Annotated in this window: 10 protein-coding genes; 9 read left to right on the top strand and 1 reads right to left on the bottom strand. The window is 39.2% G+C overall.

Annotation, left to right across the window (positions count from 1 at the left end; all coding sequences use genetic code 11):
* Nucleotides 1-22: 22 nt before the first annotated feature.
* The 7 genes from LY11_RS09510 (at nucleotide 23) to LY11_RS09480 (ending at nucleotide 6,619) form a co-directional block, all read left to right on the top strand.
* Nucleotides 23-820 (top strand): hypothetical protein, encoded by a 798-nt coding sequence (locus LY11_RS09510; protein WP_111633478.1) that lies wholly within the window; start codon nucleotides 23-25, stop codon nucleotides 818-820.
* 538 nt (nucleotides 821-1,358) lie between these two features.
* Nucleotides 1,359-2,630 (top strand): hypothetical protein, encoded by a 1,272-nt coding sequence (locus LY11_RS09505; protein WP_111633477.1) that lies wholly within the window; start codon nucleotides 1,359-1,361, stop codon nucleotides 2,628-2,630.
* Nucleotides 2,631-2,647: 17 nt separating this feature from the next.
* Entirely contained in the window at nucleotides 2,648-3,886 is a 1,239-nt protein-coding gene (locus tag LY11_RS09500) for a quaternary amine ABC transporter ATP-binding protein (protein WP_111633476.1), read from the top strand.
* A gap of 1 nt (nucleotide 3,887) precedes the next feature.
* Nucleotides 3,888-4,718, top strand: a complete 831-nt coding sequence (locus LY11_RS09495) for an ABC transporter permease (protein WP_111633475.1) — start codon at nucleotides 3,888-3,890, stop codon at nucleotides 4,716-4,718.
* 67 nt (nucleotides 4,719-4,785) lie between these two features.
* On the top strand, nucleotides 4,786-5,652 hold the full coding sequence (locus LY11_RS09490; protein ID WP_211321517.1) for a glycine betaine ABC transporter substrate-binding protein: 867 nt from the start codon (nucleotides 4,786-4,788) through the stop codon (nucleotides 5,650-5,652).
* Nucleotides 5,653-5,924: 272 nt separating this feature from the next.
* Nucleotides 5,925-6,128, top strand: coding sequence for a hypothetical protein (locus LY11_RS09485; protein ID WP_111633473.1), 204 nt, complete (start codon nucleotides 5,925-5,927; stop codon nucleotides 6,126-6,128).
* Nucleotides 6,125-6,619 (top strand): nucleotidyltransferase, encoded by a 495-nt coding sequence (locus tag LY11_RS09480; RefSeq protein WP_111633472.1) that lies wholly within the window; start codon nucleotides 6,125-6,127, stop codon nucleotides 6,617-6,619. The genes LY11_RS09485 and LY11_RS09480 overlap by 4 nt, the downstream gene beginning before the upstream one ends.
* 181 nt (nucleotides 6,620-6,800) lie before the next feature.
* Here LY11_RS09480 and LY11_RS09475 read toward each other — a convergent pair whose 3' ends face one another.
* Nucleotides 6,801-7,262: a VOC family protein gene (locus LY11_RS09475; protein ID WP_111633471.1), complete on the bottom strand. Its 462-nt coding sequence runs from the start codon at nucleotides 7,260-7,262 to the stop codon at nucleotides 6,801-6,803.
* Between the two features lie 210 nt (nucleotides 7,263-7,472).
* Here LY11_RS09475 and LY11_RS09470 point away from each other — a divergent pair, with 210 nt between their 5' ends.
* Nucleotides 7,473-8,453, top strand: coding sequence for a glycoside hydrolase family 43 protein (locus LY11_RS09470; protein WP_111633470.1), 981 nt, complete (start codon nucleotides 7,473-7,475; stop codon nucleotides 8,451-8,453).
* Nucleotides 8,454-8,874: 421 nt separating this feature from the next.
* Nucleotides 8,875-13,341, top strand: coding sequence for a Pls/PosA family non-ribosomal peptide synthetase (locus LY11_RS09465; RefSeq protein WP_111633469.1), 4,467 nt, complete (start codon nucleotides 8,875-8,877; stop codon nucleotides 13,339-13,341).
* Nucleotides 13,342-13,457 lie beyond the last annotated feature (116 nt).

The raw sequence follows: 13,457 nt of genomic DNA, 5'->3' as shown, positions 1-13,457 counted from the left end.
ATATTTATATCAGGGGGATTTTATGAAAAGGATGGTGTTATTATTTCTGCTATTATTTGCTTACCGTGTACAAGCACAGGATATTGTGTACGAAGTGAAAATTGGTACGGCGAGCAAATATAAAAAAGACCCTACACCCAGATTGGCCATGTACCTCGCCTTTGATCTGCTTTTTCCTGACCGTTATCTGCCATTACCACTTTTTAAGCTCACAGGTGTTAAAAAGATGAAAGTAGAAAACCCTGGTGATCCATCTAAAAGCTTTGTACTGGTATTCAACAGAAGAGGGCAGTGGACTGCAATGCAAACTCCAAATGATACCTTAAGGATAACCTATAAAGATGGTGCGCCCGATGAATTTATAAATCATTCCGGGAGCTTTAAGAAATTTCAGTATTCAGGGGACACAGTAATTTCACTGCATAACCACAAGGTGGACCGCTATATCCGTAAAGGCAGAATTTTTCATAAAGTGAATAAGCATGCTGATAAATTATCACAACCGATAACCATTTATTCTAATACGAACTGGGATTTGCCCTTAACCATCCATTATAAACAACATCCGGACGATGATGAAATGAATATCATGACAGAAAACTTCTTTAATGATGGCAATGGGAACCTGATTTTGGATAAGACTATTTATATCAAAAGATCACACCTGGTCTTTAAAATGGAGAACGGATTACCGATCACTTTGAGCACCTTCAAACAGCGCTTATCCGGTGCGGAAAAATCAGTAAAAGAATCCGGCGAGCAGCCAGAATTGCTTAATTTCAGCTACGAATATTTTGAAAAAGAAAAAAAAACAAAATAAAATATCGTCCTTTTGAAGGCTGAAATTCCCACCCTTTATCCGGCAGTCAGATTTACTGTCCCGGTTGTCTGAAATTATGTGTTCAAACTCTTAAAACAGATCTGGCTCAGCTTCTTTAATATCGGTGAAAATCAAGCTTTATGTTTGCTGACACGCCTTTTTTTATTGTTCAATAATTATTACACCTTCTCTAATATTGCAATAAAACCGGGAGGAAATTTTGCGTCTTTTTTATAGCATAAAACCGGTTGAAATAACCCCTTTTTTTTCTTGTTTTTGCAACGCTAAATCCAGTCGATTCTAGTCCCATATCCGCCACAGGGGCTAAAAACCGATAAATTATGCTTACCTTTGCCTCGGTTTTAGTTTAAACGTCCGCTGTTAAATACGCCATCTGAGCGTTAAATTCTAGAAAGAAACAGCACAATTTCTGTTTAAATATTCAGGGAATTTACTCCCTGAGCATTTTTTAATTAATGTTTTATTTAAAGCATTTTATGATATGCGGCAATTAAGCCAGCATATATAAACTTTATTTATGAAAATAAAATTACAGCATCTGTTAAGCTGTATTGTATTTACCGTTATTTTACCTTTAACACTAATAGCGCAAGACTCTACATCAATAAAAAAAGATACTGCAGCAACTCCTTTAAAGGATACCAGGACTGCTCCTTTAAAGGATACCTCGTCTGCCTCTACAGAAAATACCACAACTGCTCCTTTAAAAAAGGATAATACAACTCCTTCGCGCCCGGATAAACCAGTTCTGAAAATTGGCGGCGCATTAAGATTCAACTACAACCTTTCCTCCTGGAAAAAAGAACAAGTTAAAAGAGGCGGGGACTTTGGTCTGGACATGTTTAGGATCAATGCAGACGTTGCTTATAAAAAGCTGGACTTTCACGCAGAATATCGCTTTTACTCTAAAGATTTCGGAGGGAGTTTCTTGAAAGAAGGTTATGTAAGATACCTTTTCAATGACAGTACCCATATGGACATCGGACTTGTTCAGAATCCATTTGGAAATACCGCTTATAACTCTCATAACTGGTTCTTCAACCTTCCATATTATGTAGGTTTTGAAGATAAGTTTTCTATGGGTGTGAACTTCCATCAGCGTAGAAACCGGTGGATTTATGATATTGCCTTCTTTAAAAATGCGATGGAGCTGAACTTCGGAGATAAATCCGGAACAGACCCATCCCGTTACTCATATGACGTTGCCGGCAGGAACAAAGAAGTTAATCAAGGTAATATCAAAACAGAATATTTGATAGCAGAAGACAAGAAAATTGGAATCTCCGGTATGCTTGGCGGAGTCTATAATATTCCTACGGGGCATATGGGAGCAAGATGGGCTGCAGCATTACACACAGATATGACTTTTGGCAGGGTTAATGTTAAGTTGCAATCTATGTACTATCAATATAATCTATCTGACTCAACTCAGTATAAAAATATAGTACAACTAGCTGCCTATGGTTCATCATACGATGTCGCCCGCAAAGCTTACCTGCATACCGCATCTTTCGCTTACACACAGCCTGTAAAACTGGGCCCGGTAAAGTCGCTTGTTTTCTATGAGAATTACTCTTATATGAACAAACCACAAGACGGATTTAAGGATACACAAATGAATGTACTCGGCTGTATGATTAATGCAGGGAACCTGGTGACCTATGTGGATTGGGCCGCAGGAAAAAACCAGCCCTGGTTAGGGCCGGATTGGCAAAACGGATTATCTACAGGTAATCCGGATTCAAAATGGAGTAGCCGGTTCAACATTAATATCGGTTATTATTTTTAACGTAAAACATCTATACTATGTCTAAACTTAAGATAGAAGACCTTACACTCATATTCGGGAAAGAAAAAGAGGAGGCACTCACACTATTGAAACAAGGGAAAACCAAAGCAGAGATCCTGAAAGAAACAGGATGTACAGTTGCGGTAAAAAATGCCAGTTTTAATATAGAAAAAGGCGAATTCTTTGTAATTATGGGTTTATCAGGTAGTGGTAAATCTAGTTTGTTAAGATGTCTGAACAGGTTAATTGAACCCACTTCAGGCAGTGTTATTTTAAACGATGTAAATATCACAAGCCTTGGAGACAAGGAATTGCAGAACGTTCGTAAAAAAGAAATGGCCATGGTTTTCCAGAACTTTGGTCTGTTACCTCACCGTACGGTCCTTGAAAATGTGGCGTTTGGTCTGGAACTACAGGATATTCCAAAAGAACAACGTGAAGCAAAAGCTCAGGAAGTTATTGAAATGGTGAGTCTGAAAGGATATGAAAATCAGAACACTTCAGAACTTTCAGGTGGGATGCAGCAACGTGTCGGTTTGGCCCGTGCCCTAGCGAATGACCCCGAGATCCTGTTAATGGATGAAGCCTTTTCTGCACTGGACCCGCTGATCCGTACACAAATGCAAGATGAGCTGATTGATCTGCAGGAAAAAATGCACAAAACAATTGTTTTTATTACACATGATCTTGATGAGGCGATCCGTCTTGGTGACCGTATTGCCATTATGAAAGATGGCGAAGTGATCCAGATTGGTACTCCTGAAGATATTTTAACCAATCCGGCAGATGAATATGTGTCCTCTTTTGTAGAAAAAGTGGACCGTAAATCAATTATAACTGCAGCAAGCTTGCTATTTGAAAAACCTACTGTTGCGATTTTCAAAAAAGATGGGGTAGAGGGTAGTTTGAGAAAGATGCGTTCTTCAGGATTAACGTCGCTACCAGCAGTTTCGGTAGACAAACATTTTCTTGGTTTTGTTTACCTGAAAGATATTCTGGAGCTTAAAGCCAAAGGACACCAAACCATAGAAATGGCTATTGTCAAAGACGTACCTGTTGCATACCCGGAAACTACAGTGGAACAAATGCTTCCATTTATTGCAGAAAATGGAAGAGCAGTGCCAATTATTGACAGAGAAACCAATAAACTGCTTGGAATCGTTGCACAAACTTCTCTTTTGATAGAGACTACAGGAACTTCCTGGGAAAATGTAACTGGAAACTCAATTGATAACTTACAAAACGAAGTAATATAATATGATACATATAGGACCTTATATAGAAGAATTTATAAACTGGCTTACCAGCAATTTTGGAGCCTTATTTAATATAATAAAGATTATCGTGATTTCCGTTGTGGACTCCGTTGAATGGGTATTGATGTTCCCTCCATTTTATATCATCATTTTACTGGTTGCTTTCCTGGCCTGGAAACGTACAGGTTTAGGTGTAACTATATTTACCATTTTAGGCTTAACCCTGATCTGGGCAATGGGCTACTGGGGACAAACGATGGCTACCTTAGCGCTGATTCTTTCTGCTGCCTTTATTGCACTGCTCATGGGCGTACCGATGGGAATCTGGGCTGCTAAAAATCCTTTGGCGGGAAAAATTATGCGACCTGTTCTCGACTTAATGCAAACGATGCCTGCCTTTGTTTACCTGATTCCTGCAGTATTGTTCTTTGGTTTGGGAAAAGTGCCTGGAGCATTTGCGACTATTATATTTGCGATGCCTCCTGCAGTTCGTTTAACTACCCTGGGCATCAGTCAGGTGCCTAAAGAAATTGTAGAAGCAACCCGTTCATTCGGGGCTACACCAAGACAACTGCTTTTTAAAGTAGAATTGCCTTTGGCCTTACCTACCATACTGGCAGGAGTGAACCAAACGATTATGATGGCACTTTCAATGGTTGTTATTTCAGCAATGATTGCGGCCGGAGGATTAGGTGAAGTGGTCTTAAAAGGGATTACACAATTGAAAATAGGACTAGGGTTTGAAGGTGGTATCGCAGTAGTGATCCTGGCAATTATCCTGGACCGTATTACACAATCCTTTGGGAATACTAAAAAGAGAAATATAGCCTAAGCTTATATTCCAAAGCGCTCTTAAAAACTTATTAATGATATTAAATCGAAAAAATAAATCTATTCAAATGAAGAAAGTAATTAGCGGATTATTAATAGCACTGACAGCAACCACACTTTACTCTTGTGGAGGAGCTGCGAACAATAAAAAAGTGACTATAGGTTATGTAAACTGGGCAGAAGGTGTTGCTATGACTCAGTTATCAAAAGTATTACTGGAAAAAGAAGGTTATACTGTAGAATTGAAAAATGCTGATGTTGCACCAATTTTTGCAGCAGTAGCAGGAGGGGATGCAGATGTCTTTATGGATGCCTGGATGCCAGTTACACACAAAGAATATATGGATAAGTTTGGCGCAAAACTGGAAGTTTTGGGTACTAACTATGCCAATGCCCGTATCGGATTAGTTGTTCCTGAGTATGTGAAAGTAAACAGTATTGAAGAACTGAATGCAAATGCTGCACTTTTTGGTGGCAAAATTACAGGAATTGATGCAGGTGCAGGAATTATGAATAAAGCAGAGTTAGCCATTAAAGACTACAAATTGAAGTTTGAACTACAATCTGCAAGTGAGGCTGCGATGCTGGCTATTTTGAAAAAAAGTATAGATGCAAAGAAACCAGTAGTTATTACCGGCTGGTCACCACACTATATATTCAGTACTTATAAACTTAAGTTTTTAGCTGACCCAAAAGGTGTTTTTGGAAAGGTTGAAACTTTACAAACTGTTGCCAATAAAGACTTTGTGAAATTAAACCCGCAGGTGACTTCGTTTTTCAGAAACTTTCAGTTAGACGATGCACAATTAGGTTCACTAATGGCAGCACTTAAAGGAGCTGATGATGAAAAAGCAGCGATTGAAAAATGGCTGACAGCTAACGAGGAATTCTCAGTTAGAATGAGTTCTTTTTTAAAGACTGAATCTGTAAAATAGCAGATAACCTGATGGTTGTTTCATTCTAATAAACAATCCAATGGTCGTTCCATTATCATAAACATCATTACAATCAAAGGCTATATGTCTCTTCATCAAGGAGTATATGGCCTTTTTTTTTAACTGAGGTATTTAAAAAACTTTGTTAGTGAGATTTAAAGTGAAAACTTAGATGTCGTATCTACACCTCTTAATGAGGTTATTACTAGCTATCGTTTTTTAGGTTTAAATAGATATATTTACATCTGATTCAAAGGCTAAATGATACTGCGATGAATAAGGTAAAAGACAGAATAAGAATCTTCAATACATTTGAAGAAGCTAAGAAAAACGAAATTCAGGACATTATCAAGCAATCACCTGTTGATCGTTTAAGGCATACAGTTGAGCTTATTTTACGTGTATATCAAGTAAGCAGAGAAGACTTAAAGAACAGAAGTGCTACAGGTAAAATTAGAATAATAACTTCCGGATGAATTTGTTTATAGAAAAACATCAGGACTTATTAAAAGAACTTTTATTAAAGGATGTTGATTTTATTATAATTGGTGGTTATTCTGTAATATTTCATGGCTATGCAAGAAGTACTGGCGATGTGGATTTATGGCTAAAACCAGACAACTTAAATAAATTGAAATTGTTAGATGTTCTAAAACAAATGGACTTTGATGAAGAGGATATACAACATATTGCTGAACTGGATTTTACAAAATATATTGTCTTTTCAATGTGGGACGAACCCGAAAAAGTAGATTTTTTAACCAGAATTAGCATGATAGAGTTTGAACACGCAGATCAGAGAAAAATTATTGCAGATGTTGATGGCGTAAAAGTTCCGTTTCTTCACCTTAACGATTTAGTACTGTCGAAATTTAATACTGGTAGGTTGAAGGATAAAGCCGATGTAGAAGAATTACAAAGAATACAAAAAGAAAAAGAAAGTAATATGGGGAGGTACCCTGTTTAGCTTGTTGGAAGAAGCCATTAATGGAAGATACCAGATAATGGAACAATACCTATTCAGAACTGGCTGTTATTATAAACCAGTTATTGCTGTTTTTACACAAAGGGTTAAGGTCTGATACCCTAACCCTGAATTTCATTTATACAGATTAGTATACTTCCGTTTAAGCGTATCTCAACATTGGCTAAGCATCTTTCAATACCTGCATGTCAAGTTTATCCATTTTCATCATTGCGCTCATCACTCTGGCAGCCTTTTCAGGATCATTATGATTTAATAATCTGCTTAAATCAGCAGGCACAATCTGCCATGATAACCCAAATTTATCTTTAAGCCAGCCGCACCTTGATTTTTCTCCCCCTTCTGATAACTTTTCCCAAAACTCATCTATTTCTTGTTGTGAATGACAGTTTACAAATAGAGAAATTGCCGGGGTGAAAGCAAACATAGGCCCGCCGTTCATTCCCAGGAAATCCTGTCCATCCAGATGAAAAGAAGCAGACATCACTGAACCTTTTGGCATAGGGCCACCCTCTCCATGATAAGAAATGTTTTGAATCACTGAATTTTTAAAGATGGAAGTGTAGAAATGAATGGCCTCCTCCAGATTGTTGTCAAACCATAAAAATGGGGTTATTTTTTTCATACGTAATATATTTGGTGGTTAATTAATTTTAATTTATTTAGCCATACATTAGGGAGAATAGTAGCTAAGCCCGTTTAAAGTTTAAATATACCTTAGTAATTTGATTTAATAAAGGGGGAAAAGAGACATTTAACAGGGGAAATCGTGCCCTTAAGGCTGAGACAATAACCAAGAAACAATAACCAATAACTACAACCAAGAACCACAACCATGAAACGTATTTTGATCCTTCTCGCATGTTCAGCTTTCGGAACTTGCCTATTTGCGCAGAAAAAACCAGTTAAAACTTCCGGTAACCCGATTTTTCAAGGCTGGTATGCAGACCCCGAAGCCATAGTTTTTGATAATAAATTCTGGGTATATCCAACTTATTCCGCTAAATATGAAGAACAAGTATTTATGGATGCTTTTTCATCATCAGACCTTGTGACCTGGAAAAAACATGAACATGTTCTTGATACTGCTAATTTTAAGTGGGCAAAAAAAGCAGTATGGGCACCCTCCATTACCAAAAAAGACAATAAATATTATCTCTTTTTTGGTGCAAATGATATACAAAGTGATCAGGAAACAGGAGGGATTGGGATCGGTGTGTCCGATAAACCCGAAGGCCCTTTTAAAGATTACCTCGGAAAACCATTAATTGATAAATTTTATAACGGTGCCCAGCCTATCGACCAGTTTATATTTAAAGATAAAGACGGTCAGTATTATTTGATATACGGAGGATGGGGACACTGTAATATCGGAAAAATGAAACCTGACTTTACGGGTTTTATCCCATTTGAAGATGGCAAATTATTTAAAGAAATTACTCCTCAGGGATATGTAGAAGGCCCTTATATGTTTATCAGGAATGGAAAATACTACTTCATGTGGTCAGAAGGAGGATGGACAGGCCCTGATTACTCAGTCGCCTATGCAGTTGCAGATTCCCCGATGGGACCATTCAAAAGAGTAGACAAAATACTCAAACAAGATCCAAAAGTTGCCACTGGTGCAGGCCATCACTCTGTGATCAAACACCCTCAAACCGATGACTATTATATCGTTTATCATAGAAGACCATTAAGTGAGAGCAATGGAAACCACCGCGTAACCTGCATTGATAAAATGGAATTTGATGCCAACGGCTTAATTAAACCAGTGCAGATTACATTTGAAGGCGTAAAAAGCAATCCAATCAAATGATAAAAAGTAATCCAATCAGATAATTAGAATTATTCTTGTAAATTGTTACAATTAATGCCCGGTAAAGGCGTTTTGTTCCTGTTTTAACCTTGTTTTTTATCATTTGTTTTATTCATTTTTGCACCCTTTTTTAAAACGCTGGATCTGCTGGTCCCGGCAAAAGGGCTATAAAGAAATTACAATAACACAGTTGGTGAAAATGATAACAGTATAAAGGATAAACTGAACAATTTGATGCCAAAAATTAGGACTGGTTTTTGTAAAGTATAAAAGCAAACAATAATGGCCAGATTGATTTAAATCCTATTTATTAGCAATAGGAGCATGGTAATAAGAGAAAAAACAACTAAGTTGTACATCCCATATCAATTGGGATTATAGACTGATTTTAGCCAAGAATTTTAAATACGCTGCTACACAAATGAATGAATTAACCGGGCCTTCTAAACAAACTTTGAACTTATTAAGTGCTGTTACAGGAGCTGTTTATGTGCTGTTGAATAAATATCAGGCCTATCTGAACGATGTAGTAAAGATTGAACTGAGCATTCGCGAAAACGGGCAAACTGGATCAGCTAAAAATGGAATTGAACTTCAATATCCATTAGATGGCTCATTGAAGTTCAATGTTTTAAGTGATCATATTGCCAGCCGCATTGATACCCTTAACTGCACGCAGGCCGATGACTTTTCAGTAATAATCAACTGGAAAAGTGACGATCAGGCCAATGAATATAAGTGCGTCATCCGTATAGAAGACGGTGATGTGGCTGCAGCAGAATTTACCTGTAAAGACACCGCATTTTACGCCGCTGTCTTTAAACAAGCACCCAGCCATTTTCTGAACGTATTACAGCAAGTAGCAGAAAATCCGGCGATACAAATCTCCAAACTCTCCTTTATGGATGAGCAGGAGCTGGAACAACTCATCATTTTTAACACCGGTCTGATCGATAACGCCGTTGGAACGCCTGAATTATTACACTCTATATTTGAACGTACCGCTTTAATCTTTCCTCAAAACAAAGCGGTTCACGCCGGAAGCAGACAGGTAAGTTACCAGGAGTTAAACCTCGCCGCAAACCAGCTGGCCAACCGTTTAATTGCAAAAGGTATACAAAAGGGTGATTTTGTAGGGATTTTACTCAAACGTTCACCGGAAGTCTACCTTTCCATGCTTGCCATTCTTAAAGCAGGAGCAGCCTATGTTCCCCTGGATATTGGTTACCCGGAAGACAGGGTGAGTTTTATCCTCGAAGATTGCGGAGCTAAATTTTTACTGAGTGATGAAGCCTGCTCTGCCAGTTTCAAACTTTCCTGCGAAGTAATCCTGGTAGATGACAACTCATTTGCCATTCGTCAAAATGATAGCGATGCTCCGGAAATAGCACTTACAGTTGCTGATCCCGCTTATATGATTTATACCTCTGGTTCCACAGGACGGCCTAAAGGTGTAATTATCTCTCACGCAGCTATCAGTAACCTGGTTAAAGGAGAAGATCGCTTATTTGAATTAAACCCACTGGATAAAGTGGCACAAGTTTTCTCTGTAGCCTTTGATGCCTCTTTAGAAGAAATCTGGCTTGCATTCCGGTCAGGTGCTACCTTATTTCCTGTCTCGGAGGCCGTTATGCACTCGGGAGCAGATTTAAGTGATTATATCGAAACCCATCAGCTCACGGTACTGTCTACCGTACCTACTATGCTTTCGATGATGCAATACCCTTTGCCATCGTTACGCCTGCTGATTCTTGGCGGAGAGAACTGTCCGCATGAACTATTGCTGCCATGGCACAGCAGCGGCCTTAGAATCGTCAATACTTATGGGCCAACAGAAGCAACGGTAATTGCAACCTATGCAGATTTTGATCCCTTACATAAAATAACCATCGGGAAACCCGCAGTTAACTATACCACCTATATCCTGGACGAACAACATTTACCAGTACCCATTGGTGTACCCGGTGAACTTTGTATCGGCGGGCCCGGACTGGCTATCGGTTACTTACATCAGCCCGAACTAACCGCAGAGAAATTCATTCAGCCAGCTTTTCCAATCGCTGATGCTGCACCAGCCTGCTTATACCGCAGCGGTGACCTTGCCCGTTTCAATGAGCAGGGCAATATTGAATTTCTAGGACGTATTGACCTTCAGGTAAAACTAAGAGGATATAGAATAGAACTTTCAGAAATAGAATCGCAATTACTGCAAATTGAAAGTATTAAAAATGCGGTTGTTACCGTTAAAGAAGACGAACAGAAAGTACAAAGACTGGTTGCTTATCTGATCCTGAAAGGAGAAGCAGATACCTTTAATGAAGAAGGCTGTAAAACACAGCTTAAAGCCAGGCTGGCACCCTATATGGTGCCTGCGGTATTTGTTATTATGGAAGCTTTTCCACTGCTGGCCAGCGGAAAAGTAGACCGGAAACTCTTACCACAGCCTGCTAAACAATATAAAACAGAAGGACGCAAGCTTGTAGCCGCCCGTACCCCGACAGAAACAATGCTGCTTGACGTATGGAAAAAATACTTTGAACCACAGGAAGTTTCCGTAACCGATGACTTTTTTGACCTTGGCGGACATTCACTGGTTGCCTCGATGATGGTTTCAGAATTACGTAAAACCGGCGCTGCAGCACAAATCTCCGTACAGGATATTTATACCTGCCGCAGCCTGGAAAAGCTTGCCGCTAAAATCAGTGCAATTGCTGATGATAACGAACAATTGCCAAAAGAAAAAGCAGAACCAACGGTCAGGTTAAAAGTGTCGGCAGGAATGAAAGCCTTCACCTCATTCTTGCAGCTAATCAGTGTATTTATCTTTTTTATGATAGGCTCAGCGGGGCTGATGGGGCCTTTTGTGATTCGCCATTTTGGGTCATCCACTAATGTTTATGATCTTTTAGTTTACGGAGTAACCGGATTTTCCGCTTTATTCTTCTCTATCATTATCCTGTCTATTATAGCGAAATGGGTGCTGATCGGTAAATTCAAAGCGGGTAAATATCCACTCTGGGGCTGGTATTACCTGCGTTTCTGGATCGTAAAGAAATTGATTGACCTGAGCCCGATCGGGATTCTGAGTGGAACACCATTTCTAAAATGGTATTTCAGCTTAATGGGTGCAAAAATAGGAAAACGCGTATTCCTTGGTTCAGACAGGATCAGGGTATTTGATCTGCTGACTATCGGTGATGGCTCAAGCATTTCCAAAGAATCGCACTTGTTAGGTTATAAAATTGAGGACGGAGCCTTGGTTATCGGTAGTTTAACCATTGGAGAGAACTGTTTTATAGGCACACGTTCCGTAATTTCACCCGGCGCAGTGATGGAAAACGGTTCTGGAATAGGAGAACTGTCACAACTTCAGCCGAACACCACAATTCCTGCAGGGGCTTACTGGAAAGGGACACCAGCAGTGCACATCGGGCCTAATAAAGCCGCAGCACCGATCAAATTTTCCGGACAGAACAAACCGATGAATTTTGCTTTATATGTAGCTGTACTTGCCTTAACACTTGGTTTTGTCTTTGTTTTTCCTTTCGGATTGAGTATTCCGTTTATTGTGGTCTATTATGAAGTGATCCTGTCATTCGGACTGGGATGGGCAATGCTACTATCTATCCCGATCTCGGCTATGTATATTATCATTTACTGTGCTTCGGTAGCCCTGTTCAAATGGCTGATTATTGGTAAACTCAAAGAAGAAGCTTTCAGTATGTACAGCTTTAAGTATATCAGGAAATGGGCGGTGGACTCTCTGATGAATATGAGTTTAACCTATTTCAGATCTGTTTATGCCACTATATATCTATCTTCCTGGTTAAGACTGATGGGGACCCGTATCGGTAAAGCCACCGAAATATCTACCGTGAATCAAATCACAACCGATCTGGTTAAAATAGGAGCAGGAAGTTTCCTGGCCGACTCTGTCAGTTTAGGTTCTCCTGAAGTGCATCAGGGCACTATGTATCTGCGTCAGATTACGATCGGAAATAAAACATTTATAGGAAACAGTGCTGTGATTTCAGCAGGGGATACAATCGGCAGCAATTGTCTGATCGGTGTGCTCTCTACTCCGCCAGCGAATATTGAGAAAAAATATGTCAATGACTCCTCCTGGCTTGGGGCCCCGCCAATGTACTTGCCTAAAAGACAGGAAAGCGTGAAGTTTGCTGACGACCTGACTTTCAGGCCAACCAATAAATTATACATTCAGCGAGGTGTTATTGAGCTTTTCAAAATTACGTTGCCCTATGCGATTACCTCGGTGATCCTGTTGTTATTCTATCATTTAATTGATAACTATTATGATCATTCCAGCAGACATATCGTTTATACACTGAGTCTCGCCCCATTTTTACTATTGGCACTGATTGGTGCTTCCGCTTTAATCACCGTGCTGTTTAAAAAAGTGCTTATTGGTACTTACAAACCATCAAACCAACCCTTATGGAGTATGTTTGTCTGGAAAAATGAGCTTGTTAACTCACTGTGTGAGAATATGGTTTATCCTTTGTTAGTGAACACATTGCTGGGCACACCATTTGCCCCGATATTTTTCAGGATGATGGGCTGCGATATAGGAAAAGATGTTTATATGGATACCAGTGAGATCACAGAATTCGACCTGGTACATATCGGGGACCATGTAGCTATTAACCATATGTGTACTATACAAACTCACTTATTTGAAGACCGTGTAATGAAAATGGCACATTTGCATATTGGTGATAACTGTAATCTGGGCGCAATGAGTGTGGTACTTTATGATTCTACGATCGAAGAAGGAGCTACCCTGCAAGCACTGTCTTTAGTGATGAAAGGGGAAACTATCCCTAAACAGACACAATGGGCAGGTTCACCGGCTAAATTTGTGAAGTAACCATATTATTAAAACAGGAACCGGATAAATAACCCGGCTAAAGAATAGAAAAACAACAAGGTGAAATAAAACTGATTATACAGGTTTAATTGTTGCAACTCTGGTCTTATCTACTA

Origin of the sequence: Pedobacter cryoconitis, from assembly GCF_003259615.1 — a bacterium.
Taxonomy (GTDB): domain Bacteria; phylum Bacteroidota; class Bacteroidia; order Sphingobacteriales; family Sphingobacteriaceae; genus Pedobacter; species Pedobacter cryoconitis.
The sequence above is the reverse complement of the archived record's forward strand: the minus strand, read 5'-3'. Positions and strand labels throughout refer to the sequence as shown.

Coding starts and splice junctions, on each gene's coding strand:
- LY11_RS09475 (WP_111633471.1), bottom strand. CDS start 7,262: ATGAAAAAAATAACCCCATTTTTATGGTTTGACAACAATCTGGAGGAG.
- LY11_RS09465 (WP_111633469.1), top strand. CDS start 8,875: ATGAATGAATTAACCGGGCCTTCTAAACAAACTTTGAACTTATTAAGT.
- LY11_RS09485 (WP_111633473.1), top strand. CDS start 5,925: ATGAATAAGGTAAAAGACAGAATAAGAATCTTCAATACATTTGAAGAA.
- LY11_RS09510 (WP_111633478.1), top strand. CDS start 23: ATGAAAAGGATGGTGTTATTATTTCTGCTATTATTTGCTTACCGTGTA.
- LY11_RS09495 (WP_111633475.1), top strand. CDS start 3,888: ATGATACATATAGGACCTTATATAGAAGAATTTATAAACTGGCTTACC.
- LY11_RS09505 (WP_111633477.1), top strand. CDS start 1,359: ATGAAAATAAAATTACAGCATCTGTTAAGCTGTATTGTATTTACCGTT.
- LY11_RS09480 (WP_111633472.1), top strand. CDS start 6,125: ATGAATTTGTTTATAGAAAAACATCAGGACTTATTAAAAGAACTTTTA.
- LY11_RS09490 (WP_211321517.1), top strand. CDS start 4,786: ATGAAGAAAGTAATTAGCGGATTATTAATAGCACTGACAGCAACCACA.
- LY11_RS09500 (WP_111633476.1), top strand. CDS start 2,648: ATGTCTAAACTTAAGATAGAAGACCTTACACTCATATTCGGGAAAGAA.
- LY11_RS09470 (WP_111633470.1), top strand. CDS start 7,473: ATGAAACGTATTTTGATCCTTCTCGCATGTTCAGCTTTCGGAACTTGC.